The organism is Lentilactobacillus kefiri (genome assembly GCF_009739535.1).
GTDB lineage: Bacteria > Bacillota > Bacilli > Lactobacillales > Lactobacillaceae > Lentilactobacillus > Lentilactobacillus kefiri.
Window position 1 is genome coordinate 2,209,474 of sequence record NZ_CP029971.1, and the last position, 16,560, is coordinate 2,226,033.

Consider the following 16,560-nt stretch of genomic DNA (forward strand, 5'->3'; position numbering starts at 1 on the left):
TTAAAGTCCTTTCACGAGATTTTTAACAATAGCGGCATCGCCTTCGTAAGGCACATTTTTGCCGTTAATCTTTTGATATTCGTCATGCCCTTTGCCGGCAACGACGACCAAATCGCCCTTCTTGCTTTCCGTAACGGCTTTCGTAATCGCTTGTTTACGATCGGCAATGTAGCTGGTAGCGACTTGCGTTGGATCAATATGTTGGGCAATCTCTTCGGCAATCTTTTTAGGATCTTCCGTCGCAGGATCATCAGTTGTTAAATAAGCCTGATCCGCTGACTCGTTAATTGCCTTGCCAAGGCCCTCACGACGATCAATCCCCTTATCACCGGTACTTCCGGTAATTACTGTTACCTTACTCTTGGGTGCTTGGCTCTTAAGAAAGTCGAGTACGGAATGCAGACTGCCATAATTATGGGCATAGTCAACGTAAATGGTTCCATGGTCCTTGGTTTGATAGATTTCCATTCGTCCCGGAACAGTTGTATTGGACAAGCCATATTCAATTTCACTCGGCTTGGCTCCCATCAAAGCACTGGTAATGGCGGCAGCCACTGCGTTGCCTTCGTTATAGTCACCAGGGATTGCAATGTGATAAGCACCGTCAATGTGAAGTTTCTTGGCTTTTTCAGTATTGGCAGTAATTTGAATCTCATTTTCTGTTAATGAATCTTCTATGGAATGATAGAGAAAATCGATTGGATATTCGGTTTCCTGACCTTCACGCTGTCGGCCATAAATGTAAATATTTTCTGGCTGAGTCGTTGCCTTGGCGGTGTAATAGATATCGGTCAGATGGGTGCCGTCAGCGTTAAACACACAGGCATCCGAATTAACCAGCAATTGTTCTTTACAGTGCAGGTAGTCGGCAAAAGTTGGGTGTTCATTTCGACCGATATGATCAGGTGAAATGTTCAGGAAAACCCCGACGTCGTAATGTAAACCGTATACCCGGTTCTTTTTATAGGCTTGTGACGATACTTCCATCACAAGATGACTCATCCCATTTTCAACCGCTTTATGCATGTTGGTAAATAAATCCAATGATTCCGGCGTTGTTAAATTCGATTTAACAACGTCTTTACTTGTTGGTCCGACAACCGTATTGATGGTTGAAGATAAAGCAACTTTTCGATCATAGGTTTGATCCAGAATGGCTTTGGTAAAGTAAGCTGAAGTTGTTTTGCCCTTGGTACCGGTATATGCAATGGTCGGCAATTTATCTTGTGGAAACCCAAAAAATGCCGCACTTACGAGCGACATTGCTTTTTGGATATTCTTAACGATAAAACCTGGAATTTTGGCATTGCTATAAGCCTTTTCAGACATATAAGCAGTGGCACCATGCGTTTGGGCATCATCCAGATAAGCCGGTTTAAAGTTTCCTTTGCAGAAAAACAAACAGTTATCAACTACGAGCTTAGAATTATATGCAATCTGATCAAAATGATGGGTTGAGCTGCTAAATTGACTTTCAATCAATAAATTATGTTCTTTGAGTAATAAGACAACCTCAGCAACAGTAATTTGTGCCAATTTGTGCACCTTCCATTCTCTGCATATTTCTAAATTTGTGTCCGATGAACCAGTTTAATTGTGTCCTCAGTTGTATCTTCTGGGAAGTAAACCTGGTACCAAAGGATAAATGTGTAAATTGTGAAGATCTTTTGCATGTTGGATTTACCTTCAGCATGTTCTTTCAACAATCGATCAAGTTCATGGGTGTTGAAGAACTTTTTACCAGTATCTGAATGGAATGCTTTCACAATCCGTTCGTGATATTTTGGATCATTAATCCAGCTGGCAATTGGTGATGGGAATCCAAGCTTCTCTTTAAGAGCCGTCTTCTTAGGCATCTCTCGCTCAGCAGATGTCCGTAATGCAATTTTGGTTTCGTTTGGCGTAATCCGCGTTTTGACAGGCATCGTTTCGGCAAACTTGGCAACTTCCTTATCAACGAATGGAACCCGAACTTCAAGTGAGTTACACATACTCATTCGATCAGCCTTGTGCAAAATATCAAATGGCAGCCAAGTGTTGATATCAAAGTATTCCATTTGGGTCATTTCATCTTTGCCCTTAACGTCATCAAAGATGTGCTTGGTGTATGCACCAGAATCAACGTTGATTGATGGATCCTTCAACACTTTGTTCCGGTCGTCATAGTTAAAGACGTAGTTAACTCGGTAATAGCGTTCGCTAAGCGGCTGGGCACCACGAACCAGGAACCGTTTCCCATGGAATCGAGGCAAGCGCTTTGCAACGGCTGCCAGGCCCTTACGAACCGGCTTTGGCACGTACTTTTGGTAACGGTCAAACGGAATAGCTTCCAAATAGGTGTTATAGCCACCGAAGAATTCATCGGCACCTTCACCGGATAACGCAACTTTGACATGTTTGGAAGTGTCTTTTGACAAGTAGTACAACTGAATTGCCGCTGGATTTGAAAGTGGCTCATCCATGTAGTACATCATTGTTGGCAGGAAGTTGAAGTAGTCATCCCCGTTCATGTAAATTGGGGTGTTCTTTTGGTTAATCGTCTTGGCAAACTCGGTTGACCAAGCCAACTCACTATATTTGGAGTGATGAAAACCAATTGAAAATGATTGAATTGGCTTTAATTTGGCTGCCTCATTAAGAACGTAGCTGGAATCAATTCCACTGGATAAGAAGCTTCCAACTTCAACATCGGCAATCATATGGGCCTTAACAGAATCATCTACCAGCTTGCCAATCTTATCGGCATCGCCCTTAATGGTTTGACTATTATCAATGTGATCATAATTAAATTTGTAATAACGATGGGTTTCGGTTTTTCCGTTCTTGTGCAGGAAGTATTGTCCAGGCAATAATTTGTAGACATGTTTGAACATTGTTTCTCTGGATGGAATAAACTCAAAGCTCAAATGAATTGGCAATAAGCGGAGATTCAATTCCTTATTAAAGTTTGGATGTTCCAAGAAAGCTTTAATTTCTGATCCCCAAAGGAAAGTATCGCCATCATCGTAGTAATAAAGCGGCTTGATTCCAAAGTGGTCACGGGCACCAAAGACTTCATTTTTCTTCTTGTCGTAGATAACGAAGGCAAACATTCCACGGAGCTTATCCAACAATGCTGGACCCCATTCTTCATATCCATAAACAAGAACTTCTGAATCAACATCCGTCTTAAACTCATAACCCAAATCGCGAAGTTCTTCACGAATTTCTTTGTAATTGTAAATTTCACCATTAAAAGTCAGTACTTTAGTCTGGTCAGCGTTGAACATCGGCTGACGGCCATGTGCCAAGTCAATGATTGAAAGTCGTCGAAAGCCCATTGAAACATTGTCGTCTGAAAAATAAGCTTCGTCGTCGGGGCCACGATGCTTGATCCTATCAGCCATGCTGTTAATGGTACCTTCTGGAACATCTTTTTGGTTAACGTAACCAACAAATCCGCACATATCCTATACCCCTTTTATAAAATCTTCTTGGTTAGTCTTAAAATCAATAACGGTTTATATTTTATCAGATTAACACCCTTGCTACCAGTAGTATAAAACTTTCTTAAAAAACAGCGACTCAACTGAAAATAAAACATTTTCGAATTTTGTTTTACCATTATTTTAAGTTATACTTGTTTTAGAGATACAAATGTATTGAAGGGAGAGATACAAATGGATGAAATCGTATTTTTCAACCCAGGAGATTCAATTGGCAACTTTCATGATCATAACGAGGCGGTAAAGACCGCTCAAATATACAAAGAAAAAGAACATAACAAAAATGTCCTCGTCGTTCATGGCGTCGACAATAAAAACTTTGATATTTTTATGGCGGACGATATTATCAGTCATGATAATGAAAAGAATGCCATTCAGAAGCCATACAAGATTTCTGATAAAATTTAATTGATGAATAAAAAATGGTTCAACGTTACCTTCCCAGATAACGCTGAACCATTTTTTTATTGACTTTAGCCTTTGGTATTAACAACTAAAACCTTGGTTGTTGAATTACGTACAACGAATGCAGTGGTTGAACCAATCAATACCCGGTTGATCGCATCGACACCGGATTTACCAATGACAATCAAATCAACATCATGCTCGTCTGGATATACATGAGCAATGATATTCTTAGGGTTTCCAGTATCAATGGAGCTCTCGTACTTAACGCCTTGTGAATCGGCATATTTCTTTGCTGCATTAATAATGTTCTCAGCAATGTCACGCTGGTCGTCATACATACGAGGCGGCATGCCGGCAGCTCCAGCTCCATAATAGAAATTGGTGTTATTAATAACTGTTACCAAATGAATTGTAGAGTCGAATTGCTTTGCCAACTTGCATGCTTCCTCTAAAGCAAGTTGTGAATTCTTACTTCCGTCCAACGGAACTAAAATGTTTTTATACATACCAATCACCCTTTCATGTAAGCGGAACCATTACTTGTCTACACCACTATAATGCAACGTTTATAATCAAAAAGCAATTAATAAGTTTAGGGATATAATCAAATGATTTTTAGCCGTCAGTGCAGCGATCGTTATCCATCATCAACCCCCTACCGACCCCCGAATTGTGCGGTTTGATATAATGGGGATATTAAAATGAAAAGAGCTGATTCCTATCCCATTCATAACAATCTTAATTGACGCTTTCTGTGTCGGTTTATACCTATTTCAATATTCCTATGGCAATTCCTTTATCTATATTATCGGCATGATTATCCAAGGAATTTTAAGCCTGTTTTTGATAATCGTTTCATTCACCTACAAAGGCAAAAAATATAACAGTGGCTGGAGCTTTAGTATCTATCACACGACCCTTAGATATGACCTGATCGTTTTTTCAGCAATCACCAACTCAGTTATCCTTATTTTGTACGTGATGAATGTATTTGGCATTAACAGCGTGATTTTTTCAAAGTAAGGCACTAAAGCAGGTTTTGATTCAAATAGCGTTATAATTTATGTATAAATATTGCAAGAAAGAAGTGGCATGTATGAGGGGAAACAGAATAACCTTAGGATTATTGAGCGGAATAATCGTTCTTTTGGGAAGTTCAACGATCAGTTCCAAAGCAGCATCATTTAAGCTGCCATCAGTAAAGGGTTCAAATACGGTTGTGGCAAATATCGCATTTAAGCCTCAAAGTGAATCCCAATTGACCGATTACACATATGATACCGTCGATCCGACATCATCGAATTTTCATAAATATCTGACACCGGATCAGGTTGCAGACAAATTTGGTAGAAGTCAGTCAGAAATCAGTGATTTCAGTAACTACCTTGCCAAATATCATTTGAAATCCGCGGTTTATCCCGGAAATTTAGCATTAAAAGTATGGGGTAGCCGAGCCAACCTGATTAAAGCGTTTGATGCCAAAAGCACCAAGATCGGTTCAAAGCAATATCGGACTAAGATAAAGTTTCCTGCCAAGCTATCCGATAAGGTAATCAGTGTGATTGGGGTTTATGCAAAGAAGCCTAAAACAAAAAAGACCAAATCAAGTTTGAACCCATCAATTCCAAAGGCCCCGACATCACCAAATACAGATCTGAGTAAGACCTCGTTTTCTAAAAAGTATGGTGCATTAAAATTCGCCGATCGGTATCAGCTGAATAATTTGTATGCCAAAGGATTAACCGGTCAAGGTCAGCGAATTGGAATTATCACCCTTTCTGATTTCAAAAAAGATGATGTTTTAACATACTTAGATCAAGTTGGCGTTAACGACAATCCCAACCGGATTAACAAAATCTACACAGTTGACGGTCACAAGACCGGTGACCTTATGCTGACACTGGGTGTTAGTGCCCCACAAATGGAAGCAACATTGGACGTTAACCAATCTGCTTCAGTTGCCCCGGATGCCAATATTGATGCTTACGTTGGCCTTTCGCTTGACCAGAAGACCTCCTCAACATCCACTTACTACACAACTTTTATGAAAGCAATTTCCGATAACCGTGATAAACAACTGACAACCAGCTTTGGCCCCAATGTGGAACTACCAAGCAACTGGGAGCAGAATTCAAGTTCCTCAATGTCCGATTATAGTGATGCTTTCAATGTGATGTTGGAGCAGGCTGCCGTTCAAGGAATTACCGTGTTCAAAGCAAGTGGTGACTATGGCCCAAGAGAATTGGCAATGAAAGACTTTAACCATGTCTTTTCAACTTCGCCTTACCAAGTGATTACCGGTGGCACCACCCTTCCGTACACTAAGATTATCGATGGCAAACTCGTCACCGTTAATAAAGAACGGGCCTGGGGTGACACTTACAGCAAGCCGGAATCCAAGCCATCCATATATGCCGGAAGCGGTGGCGGCTTCTCCTTGTTAAACCCAACCCCAAGATATCAATTAGGTGTTCCTGGTGTTAACACATTCAGAGCCATTGAACTTCTTAAATACGTCAAAGGCGGCTTCCTAATCCAAAAGAATCCAAGAATTATCACAGGTACCGCTGGCGGTCGTAACTTACCAGATGTCTCAGCGAATGCTGACAATCTGACTGGTTATGCAACCTACGTATCAGGTAATAATCTTTCGTATGACAAAAAGACCAAGAAGTTAACCAATCATCCAATTAAGTCCTGGAGTGTCAATGGCGGAACAAGTTTCGTCGCCCCACAAATGGCAGCTGCAAATGCTGTCATGAACAGTGGCCGCGATACCCCATTAGGTTTCTGGAATCCACAAATTTATAAGTTTGCTGCCGAAACTGATTCACCATTTACAGTTCTTGATGACGCAGACAATAACAACAACTTATACTACACGGGTCAACCGGGCAAGCTTTACAACCAGGCAACCGGTTTGGGAACCATTAACTTTGACAAACTTTATAACAAGTTTGGATCTGAAAATTCTTCTAATTAGAATGAATGATTAAGATAAATTAGAGCAGTATAAAAGAAGCACCTCAGTCCATTGTTCCTAATGGATTGAGGTGCTTCTTTATTGTGTTATGCCCTCGGCAGGATTCGAACCTGTACTTGATTGCTCAAACAGCGACCTGAACGCTGCGCGTCTGCCAGTTCCGCCACGAGGGCAACAACATATATTATTTTACACTAAAAGTAGTAACTTGAAAAGAAGTTTTGTCGTTTTGATTTAAATACCAGGTACCGACTTGAACTTGGATCCTGTTTCATCATGAGATATCCAATCAGAGCCATCAAAAATGCCCCTGTTAAATCAGCGATCAGATCCGTCATCGTATCCATCAAAGCAGCCCGGCCAACTAATAATCTTCCGGCTTCTTCATATCTTTGAAGGTTGAGGCCGCCTAAACCATCAGCGGTAAATTCGTAAAGTTCCCAGAAAACCCCGCAAGTGGTACCGAAGGCGAATGCAAATAGGCTCATCAAAAATGGCTTATTAGAAACATTGTCTCTTGCACTGAGCAACCCTTGGAAAATAGAAAAGCCCAAGCCAGCAAGCATCATGGCTGATAAGACATGTTCGTACTTATCCCAAAAGGTCACGCCGTAAAATTGAAGACCGGATCCAAGGAAAATCGACATGTATAAGAAAATATAGAAGAAGACCAATTCAATTTGTGGAAAATAAAAGTTTCCCAGCTTCTCAATCAAAAATGGCAGGCTGGCAATCAAGATCCCAATAAAGACTTCCACCAGCAGTAACATTTGACCATGAAATTTTGGCTGACCTTTCATAAACCAATAGCCGTAATAACCAATGTACCCGACCATCGAAACAATTGTGATCCAAAATAACCATGTGCTAAATCTTAATTTACCAATTTTCATACGTCATAATCCCCTTTGTCATCAAATTAATTGTTTACAATTAAATTGACCTCACACGTTTGTCTTGCTTTTAATTGTGAATACATTACAATAATAACATAAAGAATTTGAAATGAATCGACTAGTCCGTGCCGTGCAAAAACGGTGGCGGTCACTTGCAAACATACAGGAGTTAATATTATGCCTAAAACTAAACCAATTCGCTTGGATCAACAACTATGTTTCCAAGTGTACACAGCAAATAAAAAGTTTAATCACTTTTACCAACAAGCCCTTAAACCATTTGATTTAACCTATCCACAGTATATTGCGATGCTGACACTGTGGCAATATGCCCCACTGTCAGTCAAACAATTGGGCGAATACCTCCACTTGGACAGTGGTACTTTAACGCCGTTATTAAAGCGGCTCGAAAGCCACGGTTGGATCACTCGCAGCCGCAGTGAATCCGATGAACGAACAGTGATCATCGAATTGACTGATGACGCTAAGAATAAGCGTGACAATGTTTTTGAACGGGTTAACAGCTGTTTTGACATTTTGGGACTAACCCCTGAAGAAAAGGAAGCCTGCTCTCAGACAATGTCGACAATCGAAACCAAATTAGATTCATATAACGAATCACATCTTTAACATTCAATAAACACATCATCCAAAAACATCGCGATTAGGCGATGCTTTTTTTGTGTCCCATGTTTACAAAGCTCAAAATTTACGGTATTCTACTTGATAGTAGATACCCCCAGGGGTATAAAAAGGAGAATTTGAATGTTATTTTCAAAAGTAAAATCAGTGACAACTAATGAGCTTCAAGACGAACTAAAGCACAATCCGACGGTGATTGATGTTCGAGAAGATTTTGAGTACAAAACCGGTCATATCCCATCAGCAGTCAACATGCCACTATCTAAATTGGCGCAACAAATTAGTGCTCAAGCCAAGCACCAACCATGGTATTTAATCTGCCGGTCCGGCGCCCGAAGCATACGAGCCGCAAAATTACTTGCCAAAGCAGGTTATAATGTCATTAACGTTAAGGGCGGAATGAATGCATGGAACGGCCCGGTTAGAAGATAGGAGGATATCTGATGAAAGTCGTAATTGTTGGTGGCGTCGCAGGCGGAATGTCTGCGGCTACCCGTTTAAGAAGATTGTCCGAAGACACGGAAATTGTTGTACTGGATAAAGGTCCCTACGTTTCCTTTGCAAATTGTGGCTTACCCTACTACCTTTCTGGCGAAATCAGTGATCGTAATGATTTAATTGTTGAAAGTCCGGAACAGTTGAATCAACGGTTTAGAATTGACGTCAGACCAAACACAGAAGTCACTGATATTAACCCCGCAAAGCATCAGGTAACAGTCAACCACGACGGCAGTCAAGACACTCTGGACTATGATAAACTCATCTTATCTCCAGGATCAAAAGCAGTTATCCCAGAGATTACTGGCCTTTCCAAGGCGAACAATGTCTTTACCTTAAGAAACATTCCCGATGTTGATAAGATTATGAATCGTCTTGAAAGCCATCCTGCAACAGCGGCTGTCATTGGCGCCGGATCAATCGGTGTCGAAGCCGTTGAAAATCTGACCAACCGCGGAATCAAAACCACTTTAATTGAGGCGGGTGACCATGTGCTGCCGTTTTTAGATTTTGAAATGGCTGGAATTGTTGAAAAAGAACTGGCCGAACACAAAGTTGACGTTAAGTTAAACACCCGGGTTAAACAAATTAATAATGATCAGTTAACTCTCAGTGATGATACGGTTGTCAGTGCTGATATCGTCATCTTGGCAGTTGGTGTCCGCCCGGATACATCACTCATTCAAAAAGTTGGCATTAAGACCGGTGATCGTGGTGGAATCATTGTCGATGACCATTACCAAACATCTGAGCAAGATATTTACGCTGTTGGCGACGCAATCCTGGTTAAAGATTTGATCACCAACCAACTCGTATCAATCCCCCTGGCATCGCCTGCGAACCGCCAAGGTCGGCAGGTCGCCGATGTCATTATGGGAATCAACAGACGCAATAAAGGCGGCATTGGAACTGCCATTGTTCGCACCTTTGATCTCGGTGCTGCAGCAACTGGATTGAACGCAAAACAGCTTCAATCAACCGGCATCGACTTCATGACCGTTCATACAACGAATTCAAGTCACGCGGGATATTTTCCTGGTGGAACCCCACTTTCGCTGAAAGTCATGTTCGATTCAAAGACCGGCCAATTATACGGTGCCCAGGCAGTTGGAAAAAACAGTGTGGATAAACGGATCGATGTCTTGGCGGTTGCAATCAAATCAAAAATGAAGATTACCAATCTGCCGGAATTTGAACTAAGTTACGCCCCACCTTTTGGTTCAGCCAAAGATCCCGTCAATATGATTGGTTACGCTGGCGAAAATTTGCTTGAGGGATTATCCGAAAATATTCAATTTGATCAAGTAGATGAAGCAGTTAGAAACGGTGATTATCTTATCGACGTCCGAACGCCAGAAGAACTAAGTCGAGACGGCCGACTGCCAAATGCGGTCAATATCCCACTTGATTCGCTCAGAGATCACTTGAACACAATTCCCAAAGACAAGCAAATTATTGTCAGCTGTCGAAGTGGTCAGCGAAGTTATATTGCAGAACGAATTTTGAAAAATGACGGCTTTAACGTTAAGAACTTGGATGGTGCATTCTTAACTTACAGCGCAGCATATCCTGAACGGATTATCCATTAAGGAGGAATACCCATGGCGTGTGATCCGAAAATTACCAACCGCTTGAAACGAACCGAAGGACAAATTCGCGGTATCTTAAAAATGATGGACGACGATAAATCCTGTCAGGAAACCATGGTTCAATTAATGGCTGTGAGATCCAGCCTCGATAAAGTGATGGGCCTCGTGGTTGCCGAAAACATTCGAAAATGTTTGGCTAATAACGGTAAAGTTGATGATGACAAAATTGAGGAAGCTCTCAAAATGATTTACAAATTATAACCAAACAAGACGCATCTTGCCATATACAAAAAAGGGCTGAAACATCTGTAAATGATGTTTCAGCCCTTTCATATTAATAAACGTTTAATCCTAAATGAAGTTACTTTATTCCATTTTAAGCCAGTCCAATAATGTTTGGCCAACCTGATTAAAAATGTGAAGTGTATCCATTCGATGGTTTGAACCAGATGTCAGCAGTCCAACGTCAACCGCTTTATTGTTATATACAACTTTTGCAACATCATGGTCAATTAAATACCCTTCGCCAGTCTTATTGTATACAACAACCTTCTCATTTGATTCATCAAAATTACCTGGCAATTTATAACGAAATTGTTGGTCCTTAAACCATGAAGCAATGGTTGCACCATGGCTCAAAACCGAATCCAGAAGCCTCAAGCTCTCTTCTGCACTGGTGAAATTATCAATGCCAAGGGCCAATGAACGCCCGTCCATCAGATAACGGTTGAGCTTGGTTTGTTCGAAGCCATTACTTTTAAGATAATTTTGAACGTGTTCCATACCAATGAATGAAATCACAACGTTTGTTGCCGAATTGTCAGAATCACTAATCATTAACGCTAACAAATCTCGTAATTTCCAGTCGCGTGGTTGAAGGAGTTGCAGCACCCCAGCACCGCCAACTAATTGATCTTCATGAACAGGAATCATTTGGTCCAATTGAATGTGACTATCTAAAATATCGGCCAATATTGCCAGCTTAATCAAGGAAGCCGATGGAAACGACGCCCTACTTCTGTGTTCAACCAATGTTTGGCCATTCATCCGAATCAGCAAGCCATAATTAAATTGGACATCTGAAAAAATCGGCTCAATTTTATCAGCCAGATCATTTTTCATCGCCAATATCTCCTGAATCCAGCGAACTCTGAGGAAAATTTAGGTTCTGTCAATTTCGCAATATCCACTTTTGCACCAGGTGTTCGGGATTCAATCATTTCACCATTGCCAATATACATGCCAACATGGTGAACATAACCGGTGCCGTGATCATAAGCAAAGTAAACCAGATCGCCAGGTTGAATCTCTTCCGGCGCTAATGGCAGACCGTTTTCCTGTTGGTCATCAGCATCCCGAGGAATATCGAACCCAAGAACTCGGTGAAGTGTGTAAACAAATCCGGAACAGTCAAACCCATATGAGCTTGTGCCACCCCAAAGATATCGCTCTCCAAGAAACTGGCGGGCCATTTGGACCATTGTTTCACCAGCGTTAGCCCCCACAAACGGAAGTGTCGCAGCTGATTTTTCAATAAAGCCCTTTCCAATTGGTGTCTCAACTTCGATGTAATCTCCGTCAATGCCAATTTGAGGTAAAACCGTTCCCAAACTCATCTCCAGAATTGGCTTTTTATCTTCATCAAACAGCTTTGCGGTTCGAACAGCAATTCTGACAATCGAGGTGATTGGTGGATAACTGATCTGACTGTCACTTAATAGTTTTGTCGGTACCCAGCCGGGATAACCTCTTGAGTCAGAATCATCGCGCTGACTTGGGACATACACTTTAGCCCAGTCACCATCAAAGTGGTCAATGATGACCTCATCGTTAAACAATGCTTGGGTTTCCAACAAATCATCGTCTGACAAAGCAATTGAATCCTTGTCACTCATTTGTTCAACCCACTTTTTAACATCGCCATCCAAAGCAGGCTTATCAACCTTCCTTGGTGATTTTTTAGATTTCCAGATAGTTGCAACTGGTACTTTTATACGTCTTGTTTCCATCTGAGCACCTCCATTCGATTTTTGTTTATCATTAATAATTTTTAGTATACATATATTATAGTCCTTTAGCCAGCAAGACGTTGAATTAGGATACAAAATGGATCGCACTGAGTCATTTCAGTACGATCCATTCCTATTCAAATCCTAATCCAGATAACGCTGGAAAAGTAATTTCATTCCGTTTATTGATGATTCCACCCTTCACAGGGTTGTCGGTAAACATCATCGAGGCATCCAGATCAACATATTTAATGTTGCGTTTAGCCGCGGCCAAATGTGCTGCCGCAGTCACTGAAACCGACGACTCAATCATGCTGCCAACCATGCATGGAATGCGGGCAGCCTCTGCCAACGTGTTGATTTTTAAGGCGTTGTCAATGCCACCGGCCTTCATCAACTTAAGGTTGATAATATCGCAGCCACCCATTGCGATAATCCTTGCGGCATCCGCAACGGAAAAGATACTTTCATCAGCCATAATCATGGTTGTTGTGTGGTGAGTCACATATGCCATGCCCTCAAAATCCACTGCCTTAACTGGCTGTTCAACCAATTGAATATTGAGATTCAAATCCTGCATTCGATTAATCACCGCAACAGCTTGTTTCGGGTGCCAGCCTTGATTGGCATCCAGGCGAATCTTTATTTCAGGCCCAACAGCCCCTCTGATGGCAACAATTTTGTCAAGATCGGCTTGCTCGGAATCATCGCCAACTTTAATTTTCAAAGTTGTGAAGCCTTTGGCGATGAGATCCTTTGCCTGATTAATCATGTCATCAATTGATCCGACACTCACAGTATAATCTGTCGTGATCTTATCAGAATGGCCGCCCAGCAGCTGGTAAAGCGGAACCCCGTATGATTGGGCCAGTAAATCGTTAACGGCAATATTCAAAGCCGCTTTGGGACTGGAGTTATGAACCATCGACTCTTCAATTGTGGACTTAATATCTTCAGAATCCGCAAGTCTTTTCCCAATAATCTTGCGACCGATAATATGACCAACAGCCTCTTCAATACTCGGCAGTGTATCACCGGTAATAACCGGAGTCGGTGCAGCTTCACCATAACCGATCCGACCATTACTGTCAGTCACCTTGACGATTAATGTTTGAGCCGTCGTCACTGTCCTTAAAGCCGTTTTAAACGGCCTCTTTAGAGGAACCGCGGCTTCCTTGAAATCAATGTGCTTAATAACGGGTTCCAATCAACGTCACTCCCAATGATTTATTTAACATATGCTTCCTTGAAATTGTAGTTGGCACCGGCAGTGTTGTAAACAATTCCCTTAACTTTGGAATTAACCATCCATTTTTCACCGGATTGATAAAGTGGAATAATGGCTTGGTCTTTCAAAGCAATATTTTGTGCCTTGACCATATCATCCCAACGAGCATTGGCGTTGCTGCCGTCATCTGCATTACTATCCTTAATCAATGAATCATATTGAGAATTCTTCCAGCCGGAAATGTTGCTTGGGTTGTTGTAAGTTAAAATATTTAAGAATGTGATTGGATCGGAGAAGTCGGCAAACCAGTTGGCAACAGTGACGGTAAATTGGCCGCTGGCTTGACGTGAAAGAATTGCCCGTCCTGGAATATTATTCAGTGTAACTTTAAGTCCAGGAAGCTTTTGTAAAGCGCTTTGGAGATACTCACTCAACTGCTTTTGATCGCTGCCATCTGAGTTCAACAAAGTGAAATGAAGTGATGTCCGACCAACTTCTTGGAGACCCTGCTTAAACAGCTGTTTAGCTTTGGTTGGGTTGTAGTCCATTGAAGCGGGAACAGTCGTGTCTTTGGTGAAGTCAGTGCCATTCTTAGGTGAAACAGCCAATCCTTCTGAAACAAAGCTCTTATTATTGATGGCACCGCCACCCATAACCTTGTTGGCCAAGACCTTCCGATTAATGATCATTGACATTGCTTGACGAATCTTCAAATTCTTGAAGACTTTGCTTTTTTGGTTAACTGCAATGTAGTAATTTGAAGATTGCTTACGAGAAATCAAATCTTTCTTGTTACCCATTTGTTTAGCTTGAGTAGCTGATAATTGGGCCATATCAAGTTTACCTTGGTTGTACAAGTTCAATGACGTTGAAGTGTCTGGTTGGACCTTGAAGTTAATGTTATCCAACTTAACCTGCTTCTTATCCCAATAATCTTTATTCTTCTTAAGAGTCCAAGTATTATTTGTTCCTGTCCATTTGGTTAATGTAAATGGACCGTTATAAACCTGGGTCTTGGATGAAGTTCCGTAATCATTACCGAATTTCTTAACAGCATTTGAATCCTGTGGGAAGAACACTGGGAATCCCATCAATAAGTTAAAGTAAGGAATGCGTTGCTCAAGTTTGACAGTCAGTTTATATTTGCCGTCGGCTTTAATTCCCAACGTTGAAACCTTTGCTTTCTTGTTTTGAATCTTGTCGGCATTCTTGATGCCTGAGAACAGATAACCATATTGTGATGCGGTCTTTGGATTCAAAGTCCGCTGCCATGAATAGACGAAATTCTGGGCCGTTACCGGATCACCATTACTCCATTTAGCGCCCTTACGAAGATTGTAGGTATAGGTCTTGCCGTCCTTTGAAACGGTCCAGTCCGTTGCAATTCCGGGTTCAACCTTACTGTCCTTGCCCAAACGAACCAAACCTTCATCAACGTTATTCAAAACATTAAAAGTTCCAACAGCGGTCGTTTTTGATGGATCAACCGTTGTCAACTCTGTATCTGCAGAAGTCGTAATTGTCTTCTTCTGTTGACCAGAATTTTGGCCACAGCCTGATAAGACAAGTGCGATGCTTGCAACCCCAGCAAGTGCAGCCACTCCACGAGATAAATGCATGATATAAGCCTCCCATAAAATATGTAAAAGTATTAACAAAAGAATCTTAATTCTAATTTAGCATAAATGTATCTTCAAATGTCAAATTAAGTTAGAAATTTTAGCTGCTCATCAGTGATTTGATTTACGAATGCCTCAAGTGGTGTTTGATAATTGAGACTTTTTCTGGGAATATGGTTCCGTCGACTAGCAACAGCCTGGACAAATTCATCTGATAGCTGGTCCATGATGAGATCATGGTGCAACCCATCCTTACGAAGTAAGTTGTTGGTGTTTTCATTCAACCCACGTTGATTGGGTGCTCCTACAGCGGCAAAGTAAATATTTAAATCAAACTGGTTAGCAATCGTTCGCCAACCGGCGAACTCCTTACCATTATCAAACGTGATGGACTTAAACAAGTGGCGTGGCAGCTTCGTCAACCAGGCTGCTAAACTACGATTGACGTTTTGTGATGACTTGGTATGTGAATTCAAAACAATTGCGACCTTGGTCTGCCGTTCAACCAGTGTGGTTACGGCACCCTGATGGTTTTTGCCTTGAACCGTGTCGCCTTCTAAATGACCGAATTCTCGTTTAAAATTAGGATAGTCCTGATAACGGGTTTTTAAATCTCTGCCCAATTGCCCAGCTTTTCCTCGTCGTTCAACGTACCCATTAGGGTGACGCTGACCATGCATGGGTAAATCTTTGGCGAACAAGCCAAAAGCATCATGTTTGAAAATGCGATATAGGGTTCGTACGCCGCAGCTAAAAGAACGTTCGTGGCGATTAATAATTGTATCTGGTTGCCACCCCGCTTGAATTTTGGCTTGGATATAAACCAGTTCATCAGGGGCTAGTTGAATGGGCTTACGCCCACAATGTTGTTTGTGCCGTCGATAATGTTGTTGGTAATCAATAAGCGTACCACCAGCGTCAAGAAAACGATAGATGCGATAAACGGTTTCAGCACTCCGGTGGAGTGCTGGTGCTACTCGGTAAGCCTTTTTATTGAGCTTCCAAAAGGAATAAATTGTAGTGAGTTCGTCTATGGTAAGATGAGTATAGGTCATTTGTGATCAGCCTTTCTTTTGATTTCAACACTCAAAAGTCTATCACAAATGGCTTTTTAAATTTCTAACTTAATTTTACAAACAGGGTATAAAAAAAACAGGCTTTTTCTAATATTAATTTCAGAAAGCCTGTACTAATATGCGATTT

15 protein-coding genes and 1 tRNA gene are annotated in these 16,560 nt (G+C 41.3%); 6 read left to right on the top strand and 10 right to left on the bottom strand.

The genetic code is table 11. The features are described 5' to 3' along the window. Together DNL43_RS10540 and asnB are read right to left on the bottom strand one after the other, a co-directional pair. Complete coding sequence (locus DNL43_RS10540) at positions 1 to 1,536, bottom strand: UDP-N-acetylmuramoyl-L-alanyl-D-glutamate--2,6-diaminopimelate ligase (protein WP_056981198.1); 1,536 nt, start codon at positions 1,534 to 1,536, stop codon at positions 1 to 3. Between the two features lie 29 nt (positions 1,537 to 1,565). Next, positions 1,566 to 3,446 carry an asparagine synthase (glutamine-hydrolyzing) gene (gene asnB / locus DNL43_RS10545; protein ID WP_054768949.1) on the bottom strand — a complete coding sequence of 627 codons (1,881 nt, stop codon included), beginning with the start codon at positions 3,444 to 3,446 and terminating at the stop codon, positions 1,566 to 1,568. Between the two features lie 213 nt (positions 3,447 to 3,659). Here asnB and DNL43_RS10550 point away from each other — a divergent pair, with 213 nt between their 5' ends. Continuing rightward, on the top strand, positions 3,660 to 3,893 hold the full coding sequence (locus DNL43_RS10550; RefSeq protein ID WP_054768948.1) for a hypothetical protein: 234 nt from the start codon (positions 3,660 to 3,662) through the stop codon (positions 3,891 to 3,893). A 65-nt stretch (positions 3,894 to 3,958) separates the two neighbouring features. On the opposite strand, the gene DNL43_RS10555 is transcribed toward DNL43_RS10550, so the two are convergent. Next, a complete protein-coding gene (locus DNL43_RS10555; protein ID WP_054768947.1) occupies positions 3,959 to 4,399 on the bottom strand; it encodes a universal stress protein in 441 nt (146 codons plus the stop codon). Positions 4,400 to 5,019: 620 nt separating this feature from the next. Between DNL43_RS10555 and DNL43_RS10560 the strand changes: the two genes are divergently transcribed. Continuing rightward, entirely contained in the window at positions 5,020 to 6,876 is a 1,857-nt protein-coding gene (locus tag DNL43_RS10560) for a S53 family peptidase (protein ID WP_318635794.1), read from the top strand. A gap of 89 nt (positions 6,877 to 6,965) precedes the next feature. Here DNL43_RS10560 and DNL43_RS10565 read toward each other — a convergent pair. Beyond that, positions 6,966 to 7,049: transfer RNA gene (locus tag DNL43_RS10565), tRNA-Leu, on the bottom strand. A gap of 21 nt (positions 7,050 to 7,070) precedes the next feature. Then, positions 7,071 to 7,769 carry a hypothetical protein gene (locus DNL43_RS10570; protein WP_056981194.1) on the bottom strand — a complete coding sequence of 233 codons (699 nt, stop codon included), beginning with the start codon at positions 7,767 to 7,769 and terminating at the stop codon, positions 7,071 to 7,073. A gap of 180 nt (positions 7,770 to 7,949) precedes the next feature. Between DNL43_RS10570 and DNL43_RS10575 the strand changes: the two genes are divergently transcribed. The 4 genes from DNL43_RS10575 (at position 7,950) to DNL43_RS10590 (ending at position 10,762) form a co-directional block, all read left to right on the top strand. Beyond that, positions 7,950 to 8,402: a MarR family winged helix-turn-helix transcriptional regulator gene (locus tag DNL43_RS10575; RefSeq protein ID WP_056981192.1), complete on the top strand. Its 453-nt coding sequence runs from the start codon at positions 7,950 to 7,952 to the stop codon at positions 8,400 to 8,402. 135 nt (positions 8,403 to 8,537) lie between these two features. After that, positions 8,538 to 8,846, top strand: a complete 309-nt coding sequence (locus DNL43_RS10580) for a rhodanese-like domain-containing protein (protein WP_054768946.1) — start codon at positions 8,538 to 8,540, stop codon at positions 8,844 to 8,846. Between the two features lie 11 nt (positions 8,847 to 8,857). Beyond that, on the top strand, positions 8,858 to 10,501 hold the full coding sequence (locus DNL43_RS10585) for an FAD-dependent oxidoreductase (protein WP_056981190.1): 1,644 nt from the start codon (positions 8,858 to 8,860) through the stop codon (positions 10,499 to 10,501). 12 nt (positions 10,502 to 10,513) lie between these two features. After that, positions 10,514 to 10,762, top strand: coding sequence for a metal-sensitive transcriptional regulator (locus tag DNL43_RS10590; protein ID WP_054768945.1), 249 nt, complete (start codon positions 10,514 to 10,516; stop codon positions 10,760 to 10,762). A 105-nt stretch (positions 10,763 to 10,867) separates the two neighbouring features. Here the strand turns inward: DNL43_RS10590 and DNL43_RS10595 are convergent, their stop codons facing one another. The 5 genes from DNL43_RS10595 to DNL43_RS10615 form a co-directional block, all read right to left on the bottom strand. After that, positions 10,868 to 11,623 (bottom strand): serine hydrolase, encoded by a 756-nt coding sequence (locus tag DNL43_RS10595; protein WP_056981189.1) that lies wholly within the window; start codon positions 11,621 to 11,623, stop codon positions 10,868 to 10,870. Further along, positions 11,620 to 12,510: a C40 family peptidase gene (locus tag DNL43_RS10600; RefSeq protein WP_056981187.1), complete on the bottom strand. Its 891-nt coding sequence runs from the start codon at positions 12,508 to 12,510 to the stop codon at positions 11,620 to 11,622. Before DNL43_RS10600 ends, DNL43_RS10595 begins: the two co-directional genes overlap by 4 nt. A 133-nt stretch (positions 12,511 to 12,643) precedes the next feature. After that, positions 12,644 to 13,717 carry a dipeptide epimerase gene (locus DNL43_RS10605; RefSeq protein WP_056981185.1) on the bottom strand — a complete coding sequence of 358 codons (1,074 nt, stop codon included), beginning with the start codon at positions 13,715 to 13,717 and terminating at the stop codon, positions 12,644 to 12,646. Between the two features lie 20 nt (positions 13,718 to 13,737). Beyond that, complete coding sequence (locus tag DNL43_RS10610) at positions 13,738 to 15,357, bottom strand: peptide ABC transporter substrate-binding protein (RefSeq protein WP_095344795.1); 1,620 nt, start codon at positions 15,355 to 15,357, stop codon at positions 13,738 to 13,740. A gap of 86 nt (positions 15,358 to 15,443) precedes the next feature. Then, positions 15,444 to 16,412 carry an IS30 family transposase gene (locus DNL43_RS10615; RefSeq protein WP_054769923.1) on the bottom strand — a complete coding sequence of 323 codons (969 nt, stop codon included), beginning with the start codon at positions 16,410 to 16,412 and terminating at the stop codon, positions 15,444 to 15,446. Positions 16,413 to 16,560 lie beyond the last annotated feature (148 nt).

Excerpts from the sequence above, each read along its gene's own strand:
- DNL43_RS10590 (WP_054768945.1), top strand. The coding sequence starts at position 10,514 with ATGGCGTGTGATCCGAAAATTACCAACCGCTTGAAACGAACCGAAGGA.
- DNL43_RS10580 (WP_054768946.1), top strand. The coding sequence starts at position 8,538 with ATGTTATTTTCAAAAGTAAAATCAGTGACAACTAATGAGCTTCAAGAC.
- DNL43_RS10555 (WP_054768947.1), bottom strand. The coding sequence starts at position 4,399 with ATGTATAAAAACATTTTAGTTCCGTTGGACGGAAGTAAGAATTCACAA.
- DNL43_RS10575 (WP_056981192.1), top strand. The coding sequence starts at position 7,950 with ATGCCTAAAACTAAACCAATTCGCTTGGATCAACAACTATGTTTCCAA.
- DNL43_RS10600 (WP_056981187.1), bottom strand. The coding sequence starts at position 12,510 with ATGGAAACAAGACGTATAAAAGTACCAGTTGCAACTATCTGGAAATCT.
- DNL43_RS10570 (WP_056981194.1), bottom strand. The coding sequence starts at position 7,769 with ATGAAAATTGGTAAATTAAGATTTAGCACATGGTTATTTTGGATCACA.
- DNL43_RS10615 (WP_054769923.1), bottom strand. The coding sequence starts at position 16,412 with ATGACCTATACTCATCTTACCATAGACGAACTCACTACAATTTATTCC.
- DNL43_RS10595 (WP_056981189.1), bottom strand. The coding sequence starts at position 11,623 with ATGAAAAATGATCTGGCTGATAAAATTGAGCCGATTTTTTCAGATGTC.
- DNL43_RS10585 (WP_056981190.1), top strand. The coding sequence starts at position 8,858 with ATGAAAGTCGTAATTGTTGGTGGCGTCGCAGGCGGAATGTCTGCGGCT.
- asnB (WP_054768949.1), bottom strand. The coding sequence starts at position 3,446 with ATGTGCGGATTTGTTGGTTACGTTAACCAAAAAGATGTTCCAGAAGGT.
- DNL43_RS10610 (WP_095344795.1), bottom strand. The coding sequence starts at position 15,357 with ATGCATTTATCTCGTGGAGTGGCTGCACTTGCTGGGGTTGCAAGCATC.
- DNL43_RS10550 (WP_054768948.1), top strand. The coding sequence starts at position 3,660 with ATGGATGAAATCGTATTTTTCAACCCAGGAGATTCAATTGGCAACTTT.